The 24,608-nt window shown below is 73.9% G+C and carries 24 protein-coding genes; 17 read left to right on the forward strand and 7 right to left on the reverse strand.

Translation table 11 applies throughout. The annotated features are described in order from the left end of the window. Nucleotides 1-205 precede the first annotated feature (205 nt). The 3 genes from ABDB74_RS09520 (at nucleotide 206) to ABDB74_RS09530 (ending at nucleotide 4,858) form a co-directional block, all read left to right on the forward strand. The gene (locus ABDB74_RS09520) at nucleotides 206-1,117 is read left to right on the forward strand and encodes a pyruvate, phosphate dikinase/phosphoenolpyruvate synthase regulator (RefSeq protein WP_346623569.1); all 912 of its coding nucleotides are present in this window, start codon (nucleotides 206-208) and stop codon (nucleotides 1,115-1,117) included. Then, nucleotides 1,114-3,534 (forward strand): phosphoenolpyruvate synthase, encoded by a 2,421-nt coding sequence (gene ppsA, locus ABDB74_RS09525; protein ID WP_346623570.1) that lies wholly within the window; start codon nucleotides 1,114-1,116, stop codon nucleotides 3,532-3,534. Before ABDB74_RS09520 ends, ppsA begins: the two co-directional genes overlap by 4 nt. 322 nt (nucleotides 3,535-3,856) lie before the next feature. Beyond that, complete coding sequence (locus ABDB74_RS09530; RefSeq protein WP_346623572.1) at nucleotides 3,857-4,858, forward strand: potassium channel family protein; 1,002 nt, start codon at nucleotides 3,857-3,859, stop codon at nucleotides 4,856-4,858. Nucleotides 4,859-4,871: 13 nt separating this feature from the next. Here the strand turns inward: ABDB74_RS09530 and ABDB74_RS09535 are convergent, their stop codons facing one another. After that, nucleotides 4,872-6,140 carry a DUF2254 domain-containing protein gene (locus ABDB74_RS09535; protein WP_346623574.1) on the reverse strand — a complete coding sequence of 423 codons (1,269 nt, stop codon included), beginning with the start codon at nucleotides 6,138-6,140 and terminating at the stop codon, nucleotides 4,872-4,874. Between the two features lie 257 nt (nucleotides 6,141-6,397). On the opposite strand from ABDB74_RS09535, the gene ABDB74_RS09540 reads away from it, so the two are divergent. Next, nucleotides 6,398-7,465 carry a TerC family protein gene (locus ABDB74_RS09540; RefSeq protein ID WP_346623576.1) on the forward strand — a complete coding sequence of 356 codons (1,068 nt, stop codon included), beginning with the start codon at nucleotides 6,398-6,400 and terminating at the stop codon, nucleotides 7,463-7,465. A 40-nt stretch (nucleotides 7,466-7,505) separates the two neighbouring features. Here ABDB74_RS09540 and ABDB74_RS09545 read toward each other — a convergent pair whose 3' ends face one another. Next, a complete protein-coding gene (locus ABDB74_RS09545; RefSeq protein WP_346623577.1) occupies nucleotides 7,506-7,694 on the reverse strand; it encodes a hypothetical protein in 189 nt (62 codons plus the stop codon). Nucleotides 7,695-7,920: 226 nt separating this feature from the next. Further along, complete coding sequence (locus ABDB74_RS09550) at nucleotides 7,921-8,124, reverse strand: hypothetical protein (protein ID WP_346623578.1); 204 nt, start codon at nucleotides 8,122-8,124, stop codon at nucleotides 7,921-7,923. A 97-nt stretch (nucleotides 8,125-8,221) separates the two neighbouring features. Between ABDB74_RS09550 and ABDB74_RS09555 the strand changes: the two genes are divergently transcribed. The 12 genes from ABDB74_RS09555 (at nucleotide 8,222) to gcvP (ending at nucleotide 20,543) form a co-directional block, all read left to right on the forward strand. Continuing rightward, nucleotides 8,222-8,728, forward strand: a complete 507-nt coding sequence (locus ABDB74_RS09555; RefSeq protein ID WP_346623580.1) for a DUF2243 domain-containing protein — start codon at nucleotides 8,222-8,224, stop codon at nucleotides 8,726-8,728. 188 nt (nucleotides 8,729-8,916) lie between these two features. After that, nucleotides 8,917-10,941 carry an elongation factor G-like protein EF-G2 gene (locus tag ABDB74_RS09560; RefSeq protein WP_407062159.1) on the forward strand — a complete coding sequence of 675 codons (2,025 nt, stop codon included), beginning with the start codon at nucleotides 8,917-8,919 and terminating at the stop codon, nucleotides 10,939-10,941. Nucleotides 10,942-11,054: 113 nt separating this feature from the next. Then, the gene (locus tag ABDB74_RS09565; protein WP_346623583.1) at nucleotides 11,055-11,723 is read left to right on the forward strand and encodes a CDP-alcohol phosphatidyltransferase family protein; all 669 of its coding nucleotides are present in this window, start codon (nucleotides 11,055-11,057) and stop codon (nucleotides 11,721-11,723) included. After that, nucleotides 11,720-12,622 (forward strand): DUF881 domain-containing protein, encoded by a 903-nt coding sequence (locus tag ABDB74_RS09570; RefSeq protein WP_346623585.1) that lies wholly within the window; start codon nucleotides 11,720-11,722, stop codon nucleotides 12,620-12,622. Before ABDB74_RS09565 ends, ABDB74_RS09570 begins: the two co-directional genes overlap by 4 nt. Nucleotides 12,623-12,626: 4 nt before the next feature. Continuing rightward, nucleotides 12,627-12,959: a small basic family protein gene (locus ABDB74_RS09575; protein WP_041775731.1), complete on the forward strand. Its 333-nt coding sequence runs from the start codon at nucleotides 12,627-12,629 to the stop codon at nucleotides 12,957-12,959. Continuing rightward, nucleotides 12,956-13,810: a DUF881 domain-containing protein gene (locus ABDB74_RS09580; protein WP_346623586.1), complete on the forward strand. Its 855-nt coding sequence runs from the start codon at nucleotides 12,956-12,958 to the stop codon at nucleotides 13,808-13,810. Before ABDB74_RS09575 ends, ABDB74_RS09580 begins: the two co-directional genes overlap by 4 nt. Before the next feature lie 56 nt (nucleotides 13,811-13,866). Next, nucleotides 13,867-14,271, forward strand: coding sequence for a glycine cleavage system protein GcvH (gene gcvH, locus ABDB74_RS09585; protein WP_346623587.1), 405 nt, complete (start codon nucleotides 13,867-13,869; stop codon nucleotides 14,269-14,271). A gap of 263 nt (nucleotides 14,272-14,534) precedes the next feature. After that, nucleotides 14,535-15,050 (forward strand): FHA domain-containing protein, encoded by a 516-nt coding sequence (locus ABDB74_RS09590; RefSeq protein WP_346623588.1) that lies wholly within the window; start codon nucleotides 14,535-14,537, stop codon nucleotides 15,048-15,050. Between the two features lie 76 nt (nucleotides 15,051-15,126). Next, a complete protein-coding gene (locus ABDB74_RS09595; RefSeq protein WP_346623590.1) occupies nucleotides 15,127-15,861 on the forward strand; it encodes a MerR family transcriptional regulator in 735 nt (244 codons plus the stop codon). A gap of 116 nt (nucleotides 15,862-15,977) precedes the next feature. Further along, the gene (locus ABDB74_RS09600; protein WP_236829452.1) at nucleotides 15,978-16,469 is read left to right on the forward strand and encodes a bifunctional nuclease family protein; all 492 of its coding nucleotides are present in this window, start codon (nucleotides 15,978-15,980) and stop codon (nucleotides 16,467-16,469) included. 238 nt (nucleotides 16,470-16,707) lie between these two features. Then, entirely contained in the window at nucleotides 16,708-17,250 is a 543-nt protein-coding gene (locus tag ABDB74_RS09605; protein ID WP_346623866.1) for a MerR family transcriptional regulator, read from the forward strand. A 275-nt stretch (nucleotides 17,251-17,525) separates the two neighbouring features. After that, nucleotides 17,526-20,543 (forward strand): aminomethyl-transferring glycine dehydrogenase, encoded by a 3,018-nt coding sequence (gene gcvP / locus ABDB74_RS09610; protein ID WP_346623592.1) that lies wholly within the window; start codon nucleotides 17,526-17,528, stop codon nucleotides 20,541-20,543. Nucleotides 20,544-20,598: 55 nt separating this feature from the next. Here gcvP and ABDB74_RS09615 read toward each other — a convergent pair whose 3' ends face one another. Together ABDB74_RS09615 and coaA are read right to left on the reverse strand one after the other, a co-directional pair. Continuing rightward, nucleotides 20,599-20,802, reverse strand: coding sequence for a DUF5999 family protein (locus ABDB74_RS09615; protein ID WP_346623594.1), 204 nt, complete (start codon nucleotides 20,800-20,802; stop codon nucleotides 20,599-20,601). Nucleotides 20,803-21,006: 204 nt separating this feature from the next. Beyond that, the gene (gene coaA / locus ABDB74_RS09620) at nucleotides 21,007-21,969 is read right to left on the reverse strand and encodes a type I pantothenate kinase (protein WP_346623867.1); all 963 of its coding nucleotides are present in this window, start codon (nucleotides 21,967-21,969) and stop codon (nucleotides 21,007-21,009) included. 107 nt (nucleotides 21,970-22,076) lie between these two features. Between coaA and ABDB74_RS09625 the strand changes: the two genes are divergently transcribed. Continuing rightward, the gene (locus tag ABDB74_RS09625; protein WP_346623595.1) at nucleotides 22,077-22,889 is read left to right on the forward strand and encodes a GNAT family N-acetyltransferase; all 813 of its coding nucleotides are present in this window, start codon (nucleotides 22,077-22,079) and stop codon (nucleotides 22,887-22,889) included. Nucleotides 22,890-22,902: 13 nt separating this feature from the next. Here the strand turns inward: ABDB74_RS09625 and ABDB74_RS09630 are convergent, their stop codons facing one another. Both ABDB74_RS09630 and ABDB74_RS09635 read right to left on the reverse strand, forming a co-directional pair. Next, nucleotides 22,903-23,814: a serine hydrolase gene (locus tag ABDB74_RS09630; protein ID WP_346623596.1), complete on the reverse strand. Its 912-nt coding sequence runs from the start codon at nucleotides 23,812-23,814 to the stop codon at nucleotides 22,903-22,905. Nucleotides 23,815-23,927: 113 nt separating this feature from the next. Beyond that, nucleotides 23,928-24,473, reverse strand: a complete 546-nt coding sequence (locus ABDB74_RS09635) for a YbhB/YbcL family Raf kinase inhibitor-like protein (RefSeq protein WP_346623597.1) — start codon at nucleotides 24,471-24,473, stop codon at nucleotides 23,928-23,930. Nucleotides 24,474-24,608 lie beyond the last annotated feature (135 nt).

A 24,608-nucleotide genomic window follows, 5' to 3' on the forward strand; every position in this document is an offset into this window, starting at 1 on the left:
CCCGGTCGCCGACCGCCTGCGGGACGACCGCACGGTGGCGCGCACATCCACCGACCACCGTCTGCGGCCGGGCGGGCCAGGCGCCCGCCGGTGGCTCGACGGTCCCCACCGGCGGGCGCAGGGCATGATCAGGCATGGCCACCTGGTACCCACGACCGGACGGCACGCCTGCACGCGACGACGCGTCGGACCCGAGGTGCTGCGAATGACCGATCCGCTCGCCCCCCATCGGGACCGCGACCCCGACGAGGTCGTCCCGGTCTTCTTCCTGTCCGACAGCACCGGGATCAGCGCCGAGACCATGGGCAACGCCCTGCTCATCCAGTTCCCCGACGTGTCCTTCGAGCGCACGCTGATCCCGTTCATCTCCACGGTGGAGATGGCGCGTGAGGTGGTGGCCCAGCTCGACGAGGCGATGGACGGACCGGTGGCCCCCCTGGTGTTCTCCACCGCGGCCGTGGACGAGGTCCGCGAAGAGCTCATGCGGACGAGAGCGCCGATCATCGACTTCTTCGGCCTGCACCTGAGCCGGGTGGAGGAGCAGCTGAAGGCCCGCGGGCTGCGCGAGGCCCGGCGGCTGCACGGTGTCGGCGACGTCCGGCGGTACAACAACCGGATGGCGGCGATCGAGTTCGCCATCGAGCACGACGACGGGCTGAGCCCGCGCGGGCTGGACCGGGCCGACGTGGTGCTGCTGGCCCCGTCCCGGTGCGGCAAGACGCCGACGGCGATGTACCTGGCCCTCCAGCACGGCCTATTCGTGGCCAACTACCCCCTCGTCGACGAGGATCTGGAGACCACGGACCTGCCCGACCCGGTCCGTGGTCTCGCCGACCGCTGCTTCGGGCTGACCACCACGGTGGCCCGGCTCAGCCGGGTCCGGCACGAGCGACGGCCGGACTCCCGGTACGCCTCCGAGGAGCAGTGCCGCTACGAGCTGCGCCGGGCGACGGCGATGTACGAGACGCACCACCTGCCCACGGTGGACACCTCGGCGGCCTCCGTCGAGGAGATCGCCGCCGTGGTGATCCAGACCCTGGCCAGGCAGCGGCGCAGCTCCGGCGCACGCCTGCAGTCCGGCCACGACCTCCGGCGAGGAAGGACCACCCGACCATGAGCACCGACACCACACCCCAGGCCCCGGCCGGCGGCACCCCGGACGACGCGGACAACGTCCGCTGGTTCGCCGAGCTCGGACTCGGCGACCTGGAGGTCGTCGGCGGCAAGAACGCCTCGCTCGGCGAGATGATCTCCCACCTCGCCGACGCCGGGGTCAGCGTCCCCGACGGCTTCGCCACCACGGCCGCGGCCTACCAGCGCTTCCTGGGCGACACGGGGCTCGCGGCCCGGATCGCGGAGCAGCTGCGCACGCTGGACACCGACGACGTCCGGGCGCTGTCCGCCGCAGGGAGGGAGATCCGCCGGGCGGTGGTCGAGCAGCCGTTCCCGCCGGCGCTGGAGGCCGACATCCGGGCCGCGTACGAGAAGCTCGCCGGGGACGACCCCCAGGCCTCCTTCGCGGTGCGGTCCAGCGCCACGGCCGAGGACCTGCCCGACGCCTCCTTCGCCGGCCAGCAGGAGACCTTCCTGAACGTGCGCGGCATCGACGCGGTGCTGCAGGCGGTCCGGGAGGTCTACGCCTCGCTCTACAACGACCGGGCCATCGCCTACCGCGTGCACCACGGCTTCGACCACGAGGCGGTGTCGCTGTCGGCGGGCGTGCAGCGGATGGTGCGCTCGGACGTCGGGGCCTCCGGCGTGCTGTTCACCATGGACACCGAGTCCGGCTTCCGGGACGCCGTCTTCGTCACCTCGGCCTACGGGCTGGGGGAGGGGGTGGTGCAGGGCGCGGTCAACCCCGACGAGTTCTACGTCTACAAGCCGGCCCTGCGCGCCGCGCGCCCCGCCATCCTCAAGCGCGGCGTGGGGGAGAAGGCCACGAAGATGGTCTACACCGACCACGCCGAGGTCGGCCGGACGACGGAGTTCGTCGACGTCGACCCTGCGGAGCGCCGGCGGCTGTCCCTGACCGACGACGAGGTCCTCGAGCTGGCCCGCCAGGCGCTGAGGATCGAGGAGCACTACGGCCGGCCCATGGACATCGAGTGGGGCAAGGACGGGCTGACCGGGAAGCTGTTCATCCTGCAGGCCCGTCCGGAGACCGTGCAGTCCCGCTCGGGCAACACCAGCGAGCGGTACCGGCTCACCGGCACCGGGGACGTCGTGGTCGAGGGGCGGGCGATCGGGCAGAAGATCGGCGCCGGCGCCGTCCGGGTGCTCTCCGACATCGACCAAATGGACTCCTTCGCCGCCGGCGACGTGCTGGTCGCCGACATGACCGACCCGGACTGGGAACCGATCATGAAGCGGGCCTCGGCCATCGTCACCGACCGCGGCGGGCGGACCTGCCACGCGGCGATCATCGCCCGCGAGCTCGGCATCCCCGCCGTCGTCGGCACCGGGACCGCCACCCGCGTGCTCTCCGACGGCGCCCCGGTCACCGTCTCCTGCGCCGAGGGCGACACCGGCCTCGTGTACGCCGGTGAGGTGGGGTTCGAGGTGCTGGAGACCCAGCTGGACGCCATGCCCGAGATCCCGACGAAGATCATGATGAACGTGGGGACGCCGGAGCAGGCGTTCGCGTTCTCCCGGCTGCCCCACGCCGGCGTCGGGCTGGCCCGGCTGGAGTTCATCATCAACCGGCAGATCGGGATCCACCCCCGCGCGCTGCTGGAGCTGGAGACCCTCGACGCCCCGCTGAAGGCGCAGATCGAGGAGCGGATCGTCGCCTACCCGTCGGCGCGGGACTTCTTCGTGCAGCGGGTCGCCGAGGGGATCTCCATGATCGCCGCGGCGTTCGCGCCCGAGCCGGTGATCGTGCGGATGAGCGACTTCAAGTCCAACGAGTACGCCAACCTCCTGGGCGGGGAGCTCTACGAGCCGCACGAGGAGAACCCGATGCTGGGCTACCGGGGCGCGTCGCGGTACCTGTCCGCCGACTTCGCCGACTGCTTCGCCATGGAGTGCGAGGCGCTGCGGTACGTCCGGGACGAGATGGGTCTGACCAACGTCAAGATCATGATCCCGTTCGTCCGGACCGTGGCGGAGATCGAGGGCGTGGTGCGCCTGCTCGGCGAGCACGGCCTGCGCCGCGGCGAGAACGACCTCTCCGTCGTGATGATGTGCGAGCTGCCGTCCAACGCGCTGCTGGCCGGCGAGTTCCTCGAGCACGTCGACGGCTTCTCCATCGGATCCAACGACATGACCCAGCTGGTGCTGGGCCTGGACCGCGACTCCAGCCTCGTAGCCGGCAGCTTCGACGAACGCAACCCGGCCGTCCTCGCCGTGCTCGAGATGGCGATCAAGGCCTGTCTGGAGCGCGGCAAGTACGTCGGCATCTGCGGGCAGGGCCCCAGCGACCATCCGGAGCTGGCCGAGTGGTTGGTGGCGCAGGGGATCGAGTCGATGTCGCTGAACCCCGACACCGTCGTCGACACCTGGCTGCACCTCGCCGGGCAGGCCCGCGCGACCTGACGCGTCGCAGCCCGGACACCACGCGTGGGCGGCGGGCCGGCCGACGGGGCCGGCCCGCCCCCGCTGTGCGTCCAGCCGCCCGGTGCGGTGGCGCGCCACTCGGGGTGTGTCCTGGCACGGCACGGGGGCCTCGCCCCTGTGACGGGCCCGACCTGCCGACCAGCGACTAGCCGCACGCCCGTCCGGGCATGGAGCATGGCCCACGAGGCCGGCGGCGGACCCGGTCCGCAGCCGTGCGAGGACCACCACCGGCGCGACGCGCGTGCTCCGGCTGCCTCCGCCTCGAGGAGCACCGAACTCCCGAGACGACCGGAGCTGAGCATTGGCGGACACCCTCCTGATCGTCGTGGGCCTCGCCCTCGTCGTCACCGTCTACGTCGACGCGCTGGCGACGACCCTCACCATGGGCGGCGCCGGGCCGGTGACCCGCAGCGTGCTGCCCCCGGTCTGGCGGCTGCTGCTGCGCGTCCACCGCCCGGACACCCGTTCGCGGGTGCTGACCGGTGCCGGCGCGGCGCTGTTGTTCGGGACCGTGCTGATCTGGGTGGCCGGTCTGTGGGCCGGCTGGACACTCGTCTTCCTGGGCACCGACTCGGTCGTGGACGCCCAGACGTCCGCAGCCGCCGGGGTCGCCGACGTCGCGTACTTCGCCGGGTTCACCGTGTTCACCCTCGGGGTGGGGGACTACGTCGCGTCCGATCCCGGTGCCCGGCTGCTCACGGCGCTGGCCAGCTTCTGCGGGCTGTTCCTGATCACCCTCGCGATCACCTACCTGCTCTCCGTGGTCGCCGCCGTGGTCCAGCGCCGGGCGATCGCCGTCCGGATCAACGCGCTGGGGCGCCACGCCGGCGAGATCGTCGCGAACGGCTGGACCGGGACGTCCTTCAGCTCGGCCTTCGTCCAGCAGCTGGTCGCGCTCAGCGGGCAGCTCACCACCACCGCCGAGCAGCACCTCGCCTATCCGGTGCTGCACTACTTCCGCAGCCGGGAGAAGCACGTGGCCGCTCCCGTCACGATCAGCCGCCTGGACGACGCGATGCTCCTCCTCCAGCAGGGCGTCGCCCCCGCCGCACGGCCGGACGACAGCGCTGTGCAGCCCGTTCGCCACGCCATCCACCGGTACCTCGAGACCGCGTCGGCCACGTCCACCGGCCCGCAGGCCGCCTCCCCGCCGCCGGCACCGGACCTGCAGCCACTGCGCTCGGCGGAGGTCCCGTCGGTTCCGGACGCCGACTTCGCCTCGCAGGCCGAGGCCGAGGCCGACCGGCGCCGGGACCTCCGCCGGCTCGTCCAGAGCAACGGCTGGTCCTGGCCGGGGGGCTGACCGCCGCATCCCGTCAGGGCGCCGGCTGCGCCTCCCGGTCCTCCTCGCCGGTCCCGAGCAGCCGGACCAGGCGCACCTGCTTCGCCAGGATCGCGGGTCGGTGCTCCGGGCGGGCCACCGAGAGCAGGTCGTCCAGCACGGCGGCCATCCTCCTGCGGACCTGCGACGAGCCCTGCCCGTAGTCGAGGATCTCGTCGACCCCCAGGTCCAGGTAGTCCCCGAAGGCGCGTTGCCGCAGCACGAGGCGGACGACGCCGTCCTCGTCCGTGTACGCCTCCGGCGCGTCGGGCTCGGTGACGAGCCGGCGGAGGAGGTCGTGGATCTCGTCCAGCGCCTGCACCGCTGTCGTCGGGTCGTTGACCCCCGGGGACAGCGCCCGTTCGGCGATGTCCGCGAGCTGCCGGAACCCGAACGCGATGTCCTGCTCCATGGTCCGCTCCTGGGCCTGGGGGAGCGCGCGCAGCAGCGCCGGCAGCGCGGCCACCGCTCCACCGTCTCCCGACCGCGGCGCCGTCGAGGCCGGGTGGACGTCCAGGACGACGGCGCCCTCCGGCGCGAAGTCGCCGAGCCGGATCCGCATCTCCAACACGTTGCCGGCCTCGCGCGCGCGCTCCACGAGGGTGTCGACGTCGATCGCGACGACCACCCCCGGCTCCGTGGCCGCCACCCTCGCGCTCGGCTCCCCGGTCAGCGGCGGAGACGGGACGGGGAAACGGCGCCGGTCGTCGGCGGTCCGTGCGATGAGCTCCCGGGCTTCGTCCCCGACGCGCCGCACGATGGTCGAGACACGGATCGACTGGGTGATGTGCCGGATGTAGTGGATGAACATCCCGGCGCTGGCGAGCAGCAGCAGGAAGGCCCCCGTCACCGCGAGCTGCGGCACGAAGGCATCCACGCCGTCGTCGCCGCGGACGGCGCGCAGGACGATCACGGCGTACAGGAACGTCGCGATGAAGACCCCCAGCGTCACCTGGGTGCTGCGGCTGCGGAGGAACGACCGGAGCACGCGCGGGGAGAACTGGCTGCTGGCCAGCTGGAGCACCACGATCGTGATGGAGAAGACCACGCCGGTGAGCGAGACCATCGACGTGACGAGCGCGGAGAGCAGGCTCCGGGCGCCCGCCGGGCCGCCGCCGAAGATGAACGGCAGGTCGTCCGCGAACAGCTGGTCGAGCTCGGTGAGGACGAGCCCGAGCGCGACCGCGGCCAGGGCACAGGCGGCCGGGATGGCCACGAAGCCGGTCGAGAGCTGCTCGCCGAGGCGCCTCAGCCAGACCCTCACGACGAGCCCGCGCACGGTGCGCCGCAGCGGGACGGGTGCCTCGGTGTCGGATGCGGGTTCACAGCGGGATACTGCCCGACTCCCGCACGCACCGTCGTGCCACCGACCCGTACGGGTGGCCTCCCCGGATGACCGGAAGACCCCGCTCCGTCGTGTACCGCGGACCCTGTGCCGTCGGCGGCCGATGAATGGTCGGCCGAGTTCGGGGAACACGGGACGGGCGGCCCCGGGCCACCCCCGGCTCACCGAGGAGGACCATGACCGCCGACGTGGCACCCGATGCGCTGATGGCGGCGGAAGCATCGACGCCGACGCTGGAGACGATCGGGACGCCGACCCTCTGGGCAGCCACGATCGGCGCCGTCATCGCACTCCTCGCGCTCGACTTCGTCATCACCCGGCGGCCGCACGCGGTCTCCATGCGGGAGGCGGTGGGGTGGTCGATCTTCTACGTCGCCCTGCCGCTGGCCTTCGCCGTCTACGTCTGGACGACCGTCGACTCGCGCCGGGGGATCGAGTACCTGACCGGCTACCTGGTCGAGAAGTCCCTGTCGGTGGACAACCTCTTCGTCTTCATGCTCCTGCTGTCGGCGTTCGCCGTCCCGAAGGAACTGCAGCAGCGGGTGCTCCTCTACGGCATCGTGGGCGCCCTCGTGCTGCGCGGCATCTTCATCGCGCTGGGCGCCGCGGCGCTGCAGAACCTGAGCTGGGCCTTCCTGCTGTTCGGCGGCATCCTGCTGCTCACCGCGGTCAAGATCCTGCGCGACCAGGTGTCGGGTCACGGCAACGAGATCGACGTGTCGGAGATGCGCTCGGTGAAGCTGCTGCGCCGGTTCATGCCGGTCACCGAGACCTACCAGGGCCCGCGGATGTTCGTGCGCCTCGGGGGTCGCCGGGCGGCCACCCCGTTCGCGCTCGTGGTGCTCGCCGTGCTCGCCACCGACGTCGTCTTCGCGGTGGACTCCGTGCCCGCCGTCTACGGCATCACCGGTGACCCGTACCTGGTCTTCGCCACGAACGCCTTCGCCCTGCTGGGGCTCCGCGCGCTGTACTTCGTCCTCCAGGGCGCGCTGAGCAAGCTCGTGCACCTCGGCTACGGGCTGGCGGCCATCCTCGCCTTCATCGGCGTGAAGCTCGTCCTGCACTGGGCCCACGGCGTGTGGCCCGGCGTGCCGGAGATCCCGACGCTGGCCTCGCTCGGCGTCATCCTGGCCGTCCTCGGGCTGGTGACCGCGACCAGCCTCTACGCCACCCGCGACGACCGCCCCGACGAGCCGCACCCCGAGCGGCAGACCGGCCACGTCGCCCACCCCGGCGGCCACTGACGACCGGGGCGCGCCGGAGAACCGCCCTCCGGGATGCGAGCTAGTCGGCCGGCTCCACGGTGGGGTCGACCGGCGCCTCGGTGTCGCGCACGTCGCCGATCCCCGGGTTCTCCGCGGCGTCGTCCGAGCAGCCGACGGCGGTCAGCAGGGCTGCCGCGGCCACCATCGATCCGACTGCCAGGCGGCGCACCGTGCCGGTCGCGGTCGCGGTCGCTGTGCGAGTGCGCATCCGTCCTCCTCGGTCGCAGGCCGAGCCCGGGGGTGCGGGTCCGGTCGCCCGCTCCGGTCGGCCCAGGACCTGAGCCAAGCACCGGACGCCCGTGCCCGCAGGCCGGGACGGCCGGACACCGACGGAAACACGCGCACCCAGCCGGGGGTTCGACCGTTATCCCCAACGGTCATCCGCCATCACCGGAAGACCACGACTCCTCGGCGAGAGGAGAGGGGCCGCCCGGTCAGGACGTGGTGATCCGCCGGCACTCCGGGCAGGGGTCGGTCGATCCGAGGCCGCGCGGGCCGTCCCAGCGACCCTGGACCACCCCGACCGACGCACCGCAGACGGCGGCCCACGGCGCCGGCAGGTCGGCGGTGCTCCGGAGGACCGCGTGCGTGCGTCCGGTCTCCTGGTCGCGGCCGGCGGCGTGGTCGCTGCTCGTCATGCCGTCCAGCATGCGGGTCGCGCGTGCGGACGAGCGGGCGGGGTAGCGCAGCGGCATGGCCACGGCGCGGGACGCGACGGACGGAACCACTCGCCGGATGCCCACCCGGGCGACCGGCCTGCTCTACGGCCTGGGCTTCGGCGGGTTCGTCGACGGCATCGTGCTGCACCAGATCCTGCAGTGGCACCACATGGTCAGCGACGTGGACGGATGGGCGCCGACCACGCTGGCGGGGCTGGAGATCAACACGCTCGCGGACGGCTTCTTCCACGTCGCCACCTGGGTGCTCGCGTTCGCCGGCACCGTCACCGCGGTCGTCTCCTGGCGGCGGGGGCGGCTGGCCCCGAACTGGAGCTTCCACCTCGGCCTGGTGCTCGTCGGCTGGGGGCTGTTCAACCTCGTGGAGGGGCTCGTCGACCACCAGATCCTGGGCATCCACCACGTGCGCGACGACCTGGGCGGGCCGCTCGTCTGGGACCTGGGCTTCCTCGCATCCGGGGTCCTGCTGATCGCGGTCGGGTGGCTGCTGCACCGGCGCGGGGCCGCACCGCTGGCCGGCCGCGCGGACGCCTCCCGTCCCGGGCCGCACGGGCGCGACCGGTGAGGGGGCTTGTGGGCGTGGCCCGGCACCGGCAGGCTGTGATGTACAACACATCAGCACCCCCGGGAGGCACCGTGGCAGCCGCTGCAGCAGAACCCGTCGCCGTTCCCGCCGACGCCGGCTGAGCCGGGCCGATGGGCAAGGACGTTCCCCCCGCCCCGGCGCCGCGACCGGCCTCGAGGGTCCGCAACGTGGCCCTCGTCGGGCGGGCCGGCGCCGGCAAGACCACCCTCGCCGAGGCCCTCCTCGTCGCGACCGGAGCCCTGCCCCGCCCCGGTCGCGTCGAGGACGGCACGACGTGCCTGGACAGCGAGGAGGTCGAGATCCGCCAGCAGCGGTCGGTCTCCCTCGGCGTCGCCACGGTCGAGCACGACGGCCACCGGCTGACCCTGCTGGACGCCCCCGGTTCGCCGGACTTCGTCGGCGAGCTCCGGGCCGGCCTGCGCGCCGCCGACTCCGCCCTCTTCGTGGTCTCCGCCGTGAGCGGCGTCGACGCGGGCACCGTGCAGCTCTGGGAGGAGTGCGCCGCGGTGGGCATGCCGCGCGCCGTCGTGCTGACCCAGATCGACCGGCCCCGGGCCGACGTGGACGAGGCCGTCCGCCTCTGCCAGCTGATGCTGGGGGAGGGGGTCTACCCCCTGCACCTGGTCGACCGCGGCCCCGACGGCGCTGCCCGGGGGCTGGTGTCGCTGCTGGAGCCGCACGTGGAGCCCGCGCGGGTGGGTGATCACGACGCCGACCGGCTCCGCGGCGAGCTCATCGAGGGGATCATCGGCGAGAGCGAGGACGAGACCCTGATGGACCGGTACCTCGCCGGCGAGGAGCTCCCCGTCGCCGACCTGGTGACCGACCTCGAGACCGCCGTCGCCCGCGGGCACTTCCACCCGGTCTACTGCGCCTCGGCGCTGACCGGTGTCGGCATCCCCGAGCTGCTGGACCTGCTGGTCTCGGCGTTCCCGTGTCCCGAGGAGCACGGCTGCCCGCCGGTGACCCGGCCCGACGGGGCGCCGGCGCCCCCGCTCTCCTGCGATCCGGACGGCCCGCTGGTGGCGGAGGTCGTGAAGACGACCACCGACCCCTACGTCGGCCGGGTCTCGCTGGTCCGCGTCTTCTCCGGCACCCTGCGCCCGGACGTGGCGGTGCACGTGTCGGGCCACGGGATGGCCGACCGCGGACATCCCGACCACGACGCCGACGAGCGGATCGGCGTCCTGTCCGCCCCCCTGGGCGCCGCGCTCCGGCCCGTCCCGGCGTGCCCCGCCGGCGACCTGTGCGCCGTCAGCCGGCTGGCCACGGCGGAGACCGGCGACACCCTCAGCTCACCCGACGAGCCCCGCCTCGTCCCGCCGTGGGAACTCCCCGTTCCCCAGCTGCCGGTCGCGGTCGAGGCCGCCTCGCGCGCCGACGAGGACCGCATGGCCACCGCCCTGTCCCGGCTCGTCGCCGAGGACCCCACGGTCCGGCTGGAACGGCGCCCGGACACCGGTCAGCTGCTCCTGTGGTGCGTCGGCGACGCGCACGCGGACGTGCTGCTGGAGCGGCTCCGCGTCCGGCACGGCGTCGCGGTGACCACCGTGCCGGTGCGGGTCCCGCTCGTGGAGACCTTCCGCCGCCCGGCGCGGGTCACCGCGCGGCACGTCAAGCAGTCCGGCGGTCATGGGCAGTACGCCGTCGTGGTGGTGGAGGGGGAACCCGGCCCGCCGGGCTCGGGTGTCGTCTTCGAGCAGCGCATCGTCGGCGGGACGGTGCCCACGCAGTTCCACGGCAGCGTGGAGAAGGGCATCCGCCAGCAGGCCCAGCGCGGCGTCAACGGTGACCGGCCGGTCGTCGACGTCCGGATCACCCTCGTCGACGGGAAGGCGCACTCGGTCGACTCCTCCGATGCGGCGTTCCAGGCGGCCGGCGCCCTCGCGCTGCGCGAGCTCGCCGCCGCCGTGGGCACGCAGGTGCTCGAGCCCTGGTGCGAGATCGCCGTGCGCGTGCCCGCCGAGTACGTGGGGGCGGTGATGAGCGACCTGTCGGGACGGCGGGCCAGGGTGACCGGCAGCGAGGCCGAGCCCGGCCGCGACCGTGCCACGGTGCGGGCCGAGATCCCCGAGGTGGAGCTGCTGAGCTACCCCGGCGTCCTGCGGTCGGTCACCCACGGCACCGGCAGCTACGACCGGCGCCCCCTCGGTCACGAGCCCGCCCCGGCGGGCGTGGCCGTGCCCGCGTAGCACCGGGGAGGACACTGGCCCCCAGCAGGGACCCGCCGCGAGCATGCGAGTGGTGGGGGCCAGGGGGCCCTTCTACTAGCCTCGGGCTCGGTCGTGCAGGGGCTGGAGGGAACGTGGCGTCGTCCAACGGGTCGTCGGCTTCCCCACCCGTACCCCGGCCCGGCACCACGGGCTCGACCGCCGGCGACCGGGAGTCGCTGCCCGACCGGATCTGGACGGTGCCCAACGCGCTGTCGGTCCTCCGCCTGCTCGGTGTGCCGGTGTTCCTGTGGCTGCTGCTCGGCCCGGAGGAGGACGGCTGGGCCATCGCCGTCCTGATGTTCTCCGGGTTCACCGACTGGGCCGACGGCAAGATCGCCCGCTGGTTCGACCAGGGCAGCCGCCTCGGCGCCCTGCTGGACCCCGCCGCCGATCGCCTGTACATCGTGTCGACCCTGGTGGCCCTGGCGCTGCGCGACGTCGTCCCCGTCTGGGTCGTGGGCCTGCTGGTCGGCCGGGAGCTGGTGCTCGGGGTCATGCTCCTGGTGCTGCGCGCGCACGGGTATCCGCCGCTGCAGGTGCACTACCTCGGCAAGTCCGCCACCTTCCTGCTGCTCTACGCCTTCCCGCTGCTGCTGCTCGCCGACGGCGACAGCGCCCTCGCCGCCGTGTCGGCGCCGTTCGCCTGGGCCCTCACCATCTGGGGGACGGCGCTCTACGTGCTCGCCGGCCTCTTCTACGTCGTCCAGGTCGTCGGGCTGCTGGCCGCCGACCGGGCCGCGGCCGGCCGGAGCCCGTCGTGACCGGGGGGCGCCGGGCCGGCGGTCCGCGGTCGCTGGGTGCGTCCCTGCTGGACGACGTCATGGCCGAGACCCTGGACCCCGCCTACGCGCAGGCCGCCGCCCGGCGGCGGGCCGGCGGCGAGCAACCGCGACGTCGGCGGGGGCAGGTGCTGGTCGCGCTCACGATGGCCGCGGCCGGTCTGCTGGCCGCGGTGACGTACGACCAGGCGGCCGCCCGGGCGCAGGGCCGGGAGGAGATCCGCAGTGCACTGGTCAGCGACATCCAGGACGAATCGGCGATCAGCGACGAGCTGGCCGCCCAGCTGGAGGAGCTGCGCGCCGAGGTGAGCCGAACCAGCGACGAGCTGCTCGCCGCGACCGCGGTGGGCCAGCGGGCCCTGGACGCGCTCGCCCGCGCCGAGCAGGGCACGGCCGCGGTCCCCGTCACCGGCCCCGGGCTGCTGGTCACCCTCGCCAACGCCGAGGCCGAGGCCGACGACGACCCGGTCGGCGGGTCGAGCATCGTGGACCCCCGGGAGCGGGTGCAGGACGGCGACCTGCAGCTCGTGGTCAACGCCCTGTGGGCCGCCGGCGCCGAGGCGATCAGCATCAACGGCCAGCGGCTGGGGCCCACGAGCGCCATCCGCTTCGCCGGTGAGGCGGTGCTCGTCGACTTCCGCCCGGTCACCAACCCCTACGAGGTGCGGGCCATCGGCGACCCCGACGAGCTGGGCAACGCCTTCCTGCTCAACCCGGAGGTCCGCTCCCTCGCGGTGATCTCCGAGTCCTTCGGCCTGCTCTTCGAGTTCTCCAAGGAGGAGGAGCTGTCCCTGCCCGCCGCCAACCCGCCCGAACTGCGTTCCGCCGAACCGGCCGGCCCGCGCCGGGTCGCCGGCACCGAGTCCACCCCCGGAGGCTGACCCCGTGATCCCGATCCTCGGCCTCGCGGCAGGGGTCCTCCTCGGCCTCCTGTTCGACCCGACCGTCCCGTTGTGGCTGCAGCCGTACCTGCCGATCGCCGTCGTGGCCGCGCTCGATGCCGTGTTCGGTGGCTTCCGCGCCCGCCTCGACGGCATCTTCGACGCCAAGGTCTTCGTCATCTCGTTCGTGTCCAACGTCGTGGTCGCGGCCCTCATCGTCTTCCTGGGCGATCAGCTCGGCGTCGGCGCCCAGCTGTCGACGGCGGTCGTGGTGGTCCTCGGGATCCGGATCTTCGGCAACGCGGCGGCCATCCGGCGGCACGTGTTCCGCGCGTGAGCCGGGCGCAGAGCCCCGGCGGGGAACCCGGAGGCGTCGAGCCCCCCGCCGAGGCCGTCGTCGAACCCGCCCGGGGCCCCGAGGCCCCCGACGCCCCCCGGCAGGTGGAGGCCACGGGGCCCGCGGAGACGTCCGGGCCCGGGGAGCCGGCGGCCGGGCGCCGTCGGCGCCGTGACCCGCTGGCCGCCGCGCTGATCGGCGTCCTGACCCTGCTGCTGGGCTTCGCCCTGGCGGTGCAGGTCCGCAACTCCGACGAGGCGCAGGTGCTGGCGGGCGCACGGGAGGCGGACCTCGTCCGCATCCTCGACGAGCTGAACAGCCGCGAGGATCGCCTCCGCACCCAGATCGCCGAGCAGCGGGCGGCGCTGCGACAGCTGGGCAGCTCCGACAGCCAGACGGGCACCGCGCTGCAGGAGGCCAGGGAGCGGGCCGAGTCGCTGGGGATCCTCAACGGCACGCTCCCGGCCCAGGGCCCGGGCATCACGCTCAGCATCGACGACCCGGGCGGCGATGTGCGGGTCGCCGACCTGATCGACGTCGTCCAGGAGCTGCGGGGGGCCGGCGCGGAGACGATGCAGGTCGACGACGTGCGGGTCGGGCTGTCCACGGCCGTCACCGGCTCGACGGGCAGCCTCCGCGTGGACGGGACGCCGCTGCGCTCGCCCTACGAGTTCGTCGTCATCGGGGAACCACGGCACATGGCGACGGCCATGAACATCCCCGGCGGCGTCGTGCAGCGGATCGAGAGCCGCGGGGGCAGTGTGACGATCACCGAGTACCCGGAGGTGGTGGTGGACGCGTTGCGGCCGCTGGACCGGCCTCAATACGCTTCCCCCGAGACCGGCGACTGACCGCCGTGCCCGGCACCACCCAGCCGCCATCCACGCCCGCAGGAGACGATCGCCGCATGAACACCCCGGACGACCGCCGCTACACCGACCAGCACGAGTGGGCGCTGGTGCACGGCACCGACGGCACGTCGACCGTGGTGCGGGTCGGCATCACCGACCACGCGCAGGACGCCCTCGGCGACATCGTGTTCGTCCAGCTCCCGGAGGTGGGGGCCGAGGTGGCCCCCGGCAGCGCGATGGGGGAGGTGGAGTCGACCAAGTCGGTCTCGGACTTCTACGCCCCCGTGACCGGTGTCGTCGCGGCGGTCAACGAGCGCCTCGCCGACGCGCCGGAGACGATCAACGCCGATCCGTACGGCGACGGCTGGCTGGTGGACATCGCCGTGCCGGGGGAGGGGGGCGACCCGATCGGCCAGCTCCTGGACGCCGACGCCTACCAGGCCCTGGTCGAGGGCTCCTGACCGGGCCGCCGGGAGGCTGACTCCCGGCATCGATCACTATGATCGCGCTAGGGCCGCGACCAGGCGGGGGACCTGCGGGAAACCCGTCCACGCCGGCCCCGCACGTCCGGTTGACCCTCGGGTCGACCGGCTGGTTCCATGACCCACGGTCCGCCGCCTCCCGCGGCGGCCGACCCACGGGGGCTGACCGGCCCACCGTCCGCCGGCCGCCCGCGGCCCGATCGAGGCCCGCGGCGGGCCCCTCGTACCGGAGGAGACGCAACGTGCACTGCACTCGATGTGGCCACGAGAACCCCGAGGGCAGTCGCTTCTGCGCGCAGTGCGGTGCGGCCCTCGCCCCCGAGCGCATCGGCGAGGCCACCAGCGTGATCCCCAAGGTCGGTGGCGAGGACTCCGGCGAGCAGGCGGAGGTCGTCGAGGCGGCCGACGCGCACGCGGGTGCGGTCGAGTCGCTGCCCGCCGGCTCCGCCCTGCTGGTGGTCAAGCGCGGGCCGAACGCCGGAAGCCGCTTCCTGCTCGACCAGGAGGTCACCACGGCCGGCCGGCACCCCGACAGCGACATCTTCCTCGACGACGTGACGGTCAGCCGCCGGCACGTCGAGTTCCACCGCGAGGGTGGTGGCTTCTCGGTGCACGACGTCGGCAGCCTCAACGGCACCTACGTCAACCGTGAGCCGGTCGACGTCGCCAACCTGGCCGGCGGCGACGAGGTGCAGATCGGCAAGTTCCGGCTCGTGTACCTGACCGGCCCGCGGACCGGCGAGCCGGCCGCTCGCTAGTGGACCGGCCGGCGATCGTCCGCAGGTGCGGGGCGCGGCCCGGGACGGCGGGACCGCGTCCCGGGCAGAGAGGGGCGTGACGGCAGTGCCCGAGGGTGAGCGTGCGCTCGGGGACGCCGCCGACCAGCACGCGCCGCGCCTCACCATCGGCGAGGTGCTGGCCGTTCTGCGCGACGACTTCCCCGACGTGACGATCAGCAAGATCCGGTACCTCGAGTCCGAGGACCTGGTCCACCCGCAGCGGACGCCGTCGGGCTACCGGAAGTTCTCCCGGGCCGACGTCAGCCGGCTGCGGTACGTGCTCACCGCGCAGCGCGACCACTACCTGCCGCTGCGGGTGATCAAGGACCACCTCGACGCCCTCGACCGCGGAGAGCCGCTACCGGGCACGACGAGCGGGTCGGCGCCACTGCCTCCCGCGTCGACGGCGGACGGGGCCGAGGCGCCGCTGACGGCGGAGCAGTTCGCCCGCGCCGCCGGTCTGGAGCCCGACCAGCTCGCCGACTGCGTGCAGTTCGGGTTGCTCGCCACCGACGCCGACGGGCGCTATCCGGTCGCCGACCTGCCGATCGCGCGGGCGGCGGCTGGCCTGGCCCGGCACGGGATCGAGCCGCGTCACCTGCGCGTCTACCGCAGCGCCGTGGAGCGGGAGGCCGGCCTGGTCGAGCAGCTCGTGGCGCCGGTCCTGCGGGCGCGGTCGGAGGAGGCCCGGACCCGGGCCACCGAGAAGCTGCGGGAGCTGGCGGCCCTGTCCGCGCAGCTGCACACGGCGCTGCTCGAGACGCGGCTGCGCGACCTCCTGCGTCCCTGACCGCGGCGTACCGTGGACGCGTCGCCGGCCGGGCCCGGTCGGTGCACCGACCAGGTACCGGCCGCCTGACCACACCGTTCCGCCCGGATCCGGGCCGCAGCCGAGGGAGCCGCATCGTGCAGGAGCTTCGAGTCGTCGGCGTCCGCGTCGAACTGCCCGGCAACCAGCCCATCCTGCTGCTCAAGGAGACACAGGGGGAGCGGTACCTGCCGATCTGGATCGGTGCGGTGGAGGCGGCCGCGATCGCCTTCGAGCAGCAGGGAGTGCGGCCGGCGCGGCCGATGACCCACGACCTCCTCCGCGAGGTGGTGCGGACGCTGGGTGCCGAGCTGGAGGCCGTGAACATCACCGAGATGCGCGACGGCATCTACATCGCCGAGCTCGTCTTCGGCGACGAGCGGGTGGTCAGCGCGCGCCCCTCGGACGCGGTAGCGCTCGCCGTGCGCACCGGGGCCCCGATCTTCGGTGCCGACGACCTGCTCGACGAGGTCGGCATCGAGATCCCGGACGAGCAGGAGGACGAGGTCGAGAAGTTCCGGGAGTTCCTCGACCAGATCTCGCCCGAGGACTTCGGCGCGGGGTCCGGCTCGGGCGGAGGCCCGGCCTGAGCCCATCAGGTCCCTATCGGCAGGTCCGGCCGCGATCCTCACTCGAAATGGCAGGGATAGCGACGACACGCCGCCCCGCTCAGTTGACCGCCCGGGTGGCCCGGCTTACCGTCGGCGAACAACAGCGGTGTGACACCTGGGATCAACGGGTGCCGAGCCGTCGACCTGCTGCCGTTGCGCGGCGGGACAGAGGAGGACGCTGGACGTGAGCGACCAGGGCAACGGCTCTCAGGGTCAGCTGTTCAGCGACGCCGCAGTCGGGGCGCCGCCGTACGACGAGGTCGACACCGACCTCGTCGGCTACCGCGGCCCGACCGCCTGCGCCGCTGCAGGGATCACCTACCGCCAGCTGGACTACTGGGCACGGACCGGCCTTGTCGCCCCGTCGGTGCGCAGCGCCACCGGTTCGGGCACCCAGCGGCTGTACTCCTTCCGCGACATCCTCGTCCTCAAGGTCGTGAAGCGGCTGCTGGACACCGGCGTCTCGCTGCAGAACATCCGCAAGGCCGTCGACCACCTCCGTCAGCGCGGCGTCAAGGAGCTGGCCAACGTCACGCTGTTCTCCGACGGCGCGACGGTCTACGAGTGCACGTCCGCGGAGGAGGTCGTCGACCTGCTCGCCGGCGGCCAGGGCGTCTTCGGCATCGCCGTCTCCGGGGCGCTCCGCGAGCTCTCGGGTGAGCTCGCCGAGCTGCCCGCCGAGCGGATCGACGGCGGCCAGATCGTCCTCTCCGACGACGAGCTGTCGATGCGCCGTCGCCGCCGGGCCGCCACCGCCTGACCCACCCGTCCGCGGAGGGCCCCGACCGCCTGGCGGTCGGGGCCCTCCGCGCCTCGTGCCGGCGGGGGCCGCGGTGACGGCACGTCCTCCGCGATCGAGGTGGGCCGGGCATGGTCCACCCGGGTCGTCGGCTGCTGCCCCCTCCTGGGGGCAGGAGTCGACGCAGCCGGAGAACGCTGCGTCGCCGCGCCCGTCGCCGAGCTGTCCCCGTCGGACGACACCGCGGCTCCGGCGGCCTCGGAGTATGTCTCCGGCGCGCTGGTAGCGTCGCTGCAATGGTCGACCGTGCCGGTGTCATGGCCGAGCCGACGGGGGAGACCCCTCCGCCGCTCGCCTGGCCGCTGCCTTCCCTGAACGCCCTGGACACCGCCGGTTCCTTCGCCGGCCGGCACATCGGGCCGCGCCCCGACGAGACCGCCGCGATGCTCGAGGCGGTCGGTCACCCGTCCCTGGAGTCCCTGGTCGACGCCTGCGTCCCCGAGGGTGTCCGCGACCGCAGCCCCCTCGATCTGCCGGCCGCGCAGGACGAGGCCGCCGTCCTCGGGCTGCTCCGCGAGCGCGCGGCGGCCAACGAGGTCTACACCTCGATGATCGGGCTCGGCTACTACGGCACGGTCACCCCGCCGGTGATCCAGCGGACCGTGCTGGAGAACCCGGCCTGGTACACCGCCTACACGCCGTACCAGCCGGAGATCAGCCAGGGCCGGCTCGAGGCGCTGATCAACTTCCAGACCACGGTCGCCGACCTGACCGGCCTGCCGGTCGCCGGGGCCTCGATGCTCGACGAGGCCACGGCCGCGGCCGAGGCCATGACCCTGGTCCGCCGCGCCGGCCGCGCGAAGGCCGACGCGGTGTTCGTCGTCGACGCCGACACGCTGCCGCAGACGCTCGGGGTGCTGCAGACCCGCGCCGAGCCCCTCGGCATCCGGCTGCACGTCGCCGACCTGACCGACGGCTGGCCGACCGACCTGCCCGAGGCCGGCGCGTTCGGCGTCCTGCTGTCCTACCCGGGGGCCAGCGGCGCCGTCCGCGACCACCGGGCGCTGGCCGCCGCCGCGCACGAGGCCGGCGCCGCCGTGGTCGTCGCGGCGGACCTCCTCGCGCTGACGCTGCTGGAGGCGCCGGGGGAGTGGGGGGCCGACGTCGCCTGCGGGACGACGCAGCGGTTCGGCGTCCCGATGGGCTACGGCGGCCCGCACGCCGGCTACCTGTCGGTGCGGGAGGGCCTGGCCCGCCAGCTGCCCGGGCGCCTGGTCGGCGTCTCGGTGGACGCCGACGGCGACGTCGCCTACCGGCTGGCGCTGCAGACCCGCGAGCAGCACATCCGCCGTGAGAAGGCGACCAGCAACATCTGCACCGCCCAGGTGCTGCTGGCCGTGATGGCCGGCGCCTACGCCGTCTACCACGGGCCGGAGGGGCTGGCGGCGATCGCGGCGCGGGTGCACCGCAGTGCCACGACCCTGGCCGGGTGGCTGCGCGACGGCGGGCTGCGGCTGGTCCACGAGCAGTTCTTCGACACCCTCACCGTGGTGGTTCCCGGCCGTGCCGCCGAGGTGGTGGCGGCGGCCGCGCAGCGCCGGATCAACCTGCGCCCGGTCGATGCCGACACGGTGGCCGTCGCCTGCGACGAGACGACGACGCCGGCGGTCCTGCGCGACGTCGCCGCAGCGTTCGGGGTGCCAGCCGACGACGCGTCGTTCGAGGACGGTGGCGCCGACGCGCTGCCGCCGGAGCTGCGGCGGCGGACCCCGTTCCTCACCCACCCGGTGTTCTCCGCGCACCGCTCGGAGACGGCGATGCTGCGCTACCTGCGCTCGCTGAGCGACAAGGACCTGGCGCTCGACCGCACGATGATCCCGCTGGGCTCGTGCACGATGAAGCTCAACGCCGCCACCGAGATGGCCGCCATCACCTGGCCGGAGTTCGCGAACCTGCACCCGTTCGTCCCGGCCGAGCAGGCGCGGGGGTACGCGCAGCTCATCGATGAACTCTGCTCGGCGCTGGCCGAGGTCACCGGCTACGCCGCGGTGAGCGTCCAGCCCAACGCCGGGTCGCAGGGCGAGTTCGCCGGCCTGCTGGCCATCCGCGGCTACCACCGGTCCCGCGGGGACGAGGGGCGAGACGTCTGCCTGATCCCCAGTTCGGCGCACGGCACCAACGCCGCGAGCGCCGTCATGGCCGGCATGCGCGTGGTCGTGGTCGCCTGCGACGAGGCCGGCAACGTCGATCTCGCCGATCTCCGGGCCAAGGTCGCCCAGCACGCCGAGCGGCTGGCCGCGCTGATGATCACCTACCCCTCGACCCACGGCGTCTTCGAGACCGACATCCAGGACATCTGCGCCGCCGTGCACGACGCCGGCGGTCAGGTCTACGTCGACGGGGCCAACCTGAACGCGATGGTCGGCCTGGCCCGGCCCGGCCGGTTCGGCTCCGACGTCAGCCACCTCAACCTGCACAAGACCTTCTGCATCCCGCACGGCGGCGGTGGCCCGGGCGTCGGTCCGGTCGCCGTCCGGGAGCACCTGGTGCCGTTCCTGCCCGGGCACCCGGTCGTGGACACCGGTGCGCAGGGGCCGGTCGTCTCGGCCGCCCCCTGGGGCTCGGCGGACATCCTGCCGATCTCCTGGGCCTACCTGCGGCTCATGGGCCCTGACGGGCTGACGCGGGCGACCGAGCACGCCATCCTGGCGGCGAACTACCTCGCCACCCGGCTGCGCGAGCACTACCCGGTGCTCTACACCGGCGCCGACGGCCTGGTGGCGCACGAGTGCATCCTCGACATCCGCCCGCTGACCAAGGCCACCGGAGTCACCAACGACGACATCGCCAAGCGGCTGATCGACTTCGGCTTCCACGCGCCGACGATGAGCTTCCCGGTCGCCGGCACGCTCATGGTCGAGCCCACCGAGAGCGAGGACAAGGCCGAGCTCGACCGGTTCGTGGAGGCGATGGTCGCCATCCGCGGCGAGATCGAGAAGGTCGCCACCGGCGAGTACGACCGGGAGGACAACCCGCTGCGCAACGCGCCGCACACGCTGGCGATGGTCGCGGGGGAGTGGGGCCGGCCCTACCCGCGGGACGAGGCGGTGTACCCGGTGCCGCGGCTGAAGGGGCGCGGCTATCTCAGCCCGGTCCGCCGGATCGACCAGGCCTACGGCGACCGCAACCTGGTCTGCTCGTGCCCGCCACCGGAGGCGTTCGCCGACCCGGAGCCGCAGGAGGTCACCGGCCGCGCGGCAGGCGCACCCGACGACCTGGGCACGGTGGCCGACGTGGTCGGCGCTCGGGGCTGACCGCCGGGGCCGACCTGCTCGGCCCGGCGGGGACAGCGGCGGGGGCGAGCCAGGCTCAGGCGCTGACCAGCTCCGGGGCGAGCCAGACGTGGTGGTCGGCGCAGGCCCGGCCGTCGGGGAGCAGCTCGCCGTCGTCGTCGAAGAGGACCACGCCGTTGCAGAGCAGCCGCCACCCCTGCTCGGGGTGGCTGCGCACTACGGCGGCAAGGTCACGGGCCTCGCCGGCGGCGTCGGGGCAGGGGGTGCGGTGGGTGCACATGGCGGTCACATCCGTTCGGCCGGGGGGAAGCCGGCGATCACTGTCGGTATGGGCCCGATTACCGGACTCTTCTAGTGTCGGCACGACGACCGGTTGAGTCACGTGATGCAGGTCACCCAATCACCCGTTGGGGTCGTCAGGTCCTGCCATGGCGGACCTCGCCCCGGCGGTGGATGACTGACGTCGGCGTGTCGCCGTCCGGGCTCAGAGCTTGCGGAGGAGGACCCGGCGGACGGAGTGGTCGGCGGACTTCTGCAGCACCAGCCGGGCGCGTGAACGGGTGGGGGCGATGTTGTGCCGGAGATTCGGCCCGTTCACCGCCGCCCAGATGCCCAGCGCCGTCTCCCGTGCCTGCTCGTCGGTGAGGGCGGCGAAGCGGTGGAAGTAGGCGGTGCTGTCCGCGAACGCCGTCCGCCGCAGGGCCAGGAAGCGCTCGACGTACCAGCGCTGGATGTCGGCCTCCGCGGCATCGACGTACACCGAGAAGTCGAAGAAGTCCGACAGGAAGACGTCCGGGGCCGAGCCGTCGCTGCGCCGCCCGGCCTGCAGCACGTTCAGCCCCTCGAGCACGAGGATGTCCGGCCGGTCCACCGCCTGCACCTGCCCCGGCACGATGTCGTAGGACCGGTGGTCGTAGACGGGGGCGAAGACCTCCTCGCGGCCGGACTTCACGTCGGCCAGGAACCGCAGCAGCGCCCGGCGGTCGTAGCTCTCCGGGAAGCCCTTGCGGCCGAGCAGCCCGCGTTCCTCCAGCACCGCGTTGGGGAGCAGGAAGCCGTCGGTGGTCACGAGGTCGACGCGCGGGGCGCCGGGGGAGGCCGCCAGCAGGGTCTGCAGCAGCCGGGCGGTGGTGCTCTTGCCGACGGCGACGCTTCCGGCGACGGCGACGACGAACGGCACCTTGGCGGTGGTGTCGCCCAGGAACTCGCTCTGCGCCGCCCACAGCCGGCGGCTGGCGGCCACGTGCAGGTCCAGCAGGCGGGCCAGCGGGAGGTAGACCGTCGCGACCTCGTCCAGGTCGATCCGGTCACCGAGGGAGGCCAGCGTGTCCAGCTCGGCGGCGTCCAGGGGGAGGCTCTGCCCCGCCGCGAGCGCCCGCCAGGATTCCCGGTCGAACGCCGCGTAGGGCGAGATGGAGCCACGCGTCCCAGCCGTCACGCCGCCCATCGTGCCGTCCCACCCGGCGCCGGCCTTCGTGCGGGGGGTCACCCGCCCCGGCGAGGCCGACGGCGTCCGACCCCCGGGCCGGCGTCCGCTCCGTCTAGGGTTCTCTCGTGCCGACCCGCCCGGGACCGCTCGAGTGCATCGAGCGGTACTTCGCCACCGCGCCCCTGTCCGAGGCGCGGATCGAGAGAGCCGGGGCCCTCGACGTCCCGATCGCCGATCCCGCCTGGCCCTATCCGGCGCGGCCGCGGCGGGACGGCGACCCGGTCAGCGCCGAGGACGTGCGAACCGCGATCGCGCTCCAGCAGGAGGCGGGTCTGCCCGCGGCGCTGGAGTGGATCTCCGAGTGCTCGCCCGAGGTCGCGGCCGTCGCCCGCACGGCGGGGATGACCGTGGAGGCCCTGCCGCTGCTGGTCGCCGACGACCCGGTCGACCTGGTCCTCCCGGCCGGGGTGCGGTTGTTCCTCGTCGGCGCCGACGACCCCGAGCTGCCGCACTACCAGCAGCTCGCCGTCCTCGCGTTCACCCACCCCGGCGGGCCGGCCGACGTGCACGAGGTGCCGAACGACACCTCCGCGGAGGCGGCCGCGCGCACCGCCGTCCTCCGGGAGCGGATCGCCGACGGGCGCACCGTGATGATGGTCGCCATCGAGGACGGCACGCCCGTGGCGGTGGGCTCGCACCAGCCGATCGACGTCGACGGCACCGAGGTCAGCGAGATCGTCGGGGTGGCGACGCTGCCGCGGCTGCGGGGGCGCGGGCTGGGCGCCGGCGTCGCCTCCGCGCTGGCCGCGCACGCCCGCGAGACCGCGGACATGGTCTTCCTCGCAGCCGGTGACGACGACGTCGCGCGGGTGTACGAGCGCATCGGCTTCGCCCACGTGGCGACGGCGGGGATCGCCGAGCTCCGTCCGGTGGGGTGACCCGGCCGCCGGCTCATTCGTCGCCGGGGGTGTGGATCCGGGCGGCCACCGCCTCCCCGGCCGCCGCGAGGGCCGCGCGCGCGGAGTCGTAGCCGACCGACCGCGGGACCTCGCTGAACAGCACGACGACCCGGGATCCGTGGACGGCGACCGAGTGCAGGTGCCGCTGGCCGTCGACGCAGCACATCCACCCCTGCTTCACGGCCGGTTCGCCGGGGAGCGTGCCGAACAGCCCGAACTGCTGGTCGAAGCCGTCGGCGGCCTGGGGCGTGGCTTCCCGCATCCAGCCGAGCAGGGCCCCGGAGTCCTCGGGGTGGGCGACCGCGGGCAGCAGCGCGAGGAACCGGGCCACGTCCCGCGCCGTCGTGACCGCCTGCCCCCACTGGCCGGGGATGTCCGACGGCGGAGGGCTCGTGCCCGGCAGGTCGTAGCGGGCCGCCACGTCGCGCACCATCTGCGCGCCGTCGAAGCGCACCCACAGCCTGGAGGCGGCCGGATCGTCGGAGCGACGGATCATCTCGCGAAGCAGGACCCGTTCCTGCTGCGAGAGCTCGATCGAGCCCTCGCGTGCCCGGGTGAGGATGTCCTCGGCCATGAACAGCTTGACCATCGACGCGGTCGGGAACGGCCGCCGGGCCACCGGACCGTTGTCGGTGCGATCCTCGGCCCGGCGGGCCGTGCGCGCCTCGATGGCGCGGATGCTGCCCTCGGTCGCGCGGAAGCGCAGGCGGTCCACCGCGACGGCGAGGGTGCCCGACTGGCCGTAGCCGCGCACGGCGCCAGCCACCAGCCTGTCCGCGGGCGGGCCGCCGGCCGCGGCGGGGGAGGCCGGCACGAGCGCGAGCAGGTGGACCACGGCGAGCAGCGCCGTGACGAGCGCGGCCACCAGGGGCCGGGATCGGTACGGGGCGACCGGATCGACCATGCACCTGGTTCTTCCCCGGCGGGCCACCGCGCACCCGAGATGGTTGAGCCGTCATCAACCGCCGGGGTGGCCGTGCCGCTGTGCAGCCGGGCGGCTGCACAGCGGCACACATGTCACTGCTGCTCGTAGGTGACCACCATCGTGGCCCGCGCCAGCGTGTGGAAGAACAGGTTGAAGCCGAGCACGGCCGGGGTCGTGTCGGCGTCGACGTCGAGCCGGTCGGTGTCGACCGCGTGGACCACGACGAAGTAGCGGTGCGGGCCGTGCCCGGCCGGGGGAGCGGCGCCCACGTAGCCGGCGAACCCGCCGTCGTTGCGCAGCTGCACCGCGCCCTCGGGGACCTGCGGGGCGTCCTTGTCGCCGGCGCCCGAGGGCAGCTCGGTCACCGACGCGGGGACGTTGGTCACCGCCCAGTGCCAGAAGCCGCTGGCCGTGGGCGCGTCCGGGTCGAAGACGGTCACGGCGAAGCTGCGGGTCCCCTCGGGGAAGCCCGACCAGGACAGCTGCGGAGAACGGTCCTCGCCGCCGGCGCCCATGACGCCGCTGACGTGTGGCATGGGCAGCACCTGGCCGTCGGACACGTCGCTGCTGGTCACGGAGAAGCCGGGCACCTGCGGCAGGAAGTCGTAGGGGTTCGGCGGGATGGGCCGGTCGGCCATGGTGATCCTCTTCCTCGTCGGTGACGGTCCGGCCGGTCCCGGATGCGGCAACCGGCCCGTCCGGACCCTAGGCAGCCCGCCCCGGCCGCGCGCGGGCGGCGTGACCAGGCGGGACGCGGGTGTGCCGGTAGCGGG

This window comes from Blastococcus sp. HT6-4 (assembly GCF_039679125.1).
GTDB classification, from domain to species: domain Bacteria; phylum Actinomycetota; class Actinomycetes; order Mycobacteriales; family Geodermatophilaceae; genus Blastococcus; species Blastococcus montanus.

Bases quoted from the DNA above. Each gene is read 5' to 3' on its own strand.
- ABDB74_RS09555 (WP_346623580.1), top strand. From the start codon at position 8,222: ATGCCCACCCGGGCGACCGGCCTGCTCTACGGCCTGGGCTTCGGCGGG.
- ABDB74_RS09550 (WP_346623578.1), bottom strand. From the start codon at position 8,124: ATGACGAGCAGCGACCACGCCGCCGGCCGCGACCAGGAGACCGGACGC.
- gcvH (WP_346623587.1), top strand. From the start codon at position 13,867: ATGAACACCCCGGACGACCGCCGCTACACCGACCAGCACGAGTGGGCG.
- ABDB74_RS09630 (WP_346623596.1), bottom strand. From the start codon at position 23,814: ATGGTCGATCCGGTCGCCCCGTACCGATCCCGGCCCCTGGTGGCCGCG.
- gcvP (WP_346623592.1), top strand. From the start codon at position 17,526: ATGGTCGACCGTGCCGGTGTCATGGCCGAGCCGACGGGGGAGACCCCT.
- ABDB74_RS09635 (WP_346623597.1), bottom strand. From the start codon at position 24,473: ATGGCCGACCGGCCCATCCCGCCGAACCCCTACGACTTCCTGCCGCAG.
- coaA (WP_346623867.1), bottom strand. From the start codon at position 21,969: ATGGGCGGCGTGACGGCTGGGACGCGTGGCTCCATCTCGCCCTACGCG.
- ABDB74_RS09545 (WP_346623577.1), bottom strand. From the start codon at position 7,694: ATGCGCACTCGCACAGCGACCGCGACCGCGACCGGCACGGTGCGCCGC.
- ABDB74_RS09615 (WP_346623594.1), bottom strand. From the start codon at position 20,802: ATGTGCACCCACCGCACCCCCTGCCCCGACGCCGCCGGCGAGGCCCGT.
- ABDB74_RS09540 (WP_346623576.1), top strand. From the start codon at position 6,398: ATGACCGCCGACGTGGCACCCGATGCGCTGATGGCGGCGGAAGCATCG.
- ppsA (WP_346623570.1), top strand. From the start codon at position 1,114: ATGAGCACCGACACCACACCCCAGGCCCCGGCCGGCGGCACCCCGGAC.
- ABDB74_RS09520 (WP_346623569.1), top strand. From the start codon at position 206: ATGACCGATCCGCTCGCCCCCCATCGGGACCGCGACCCCGACGAGGTC.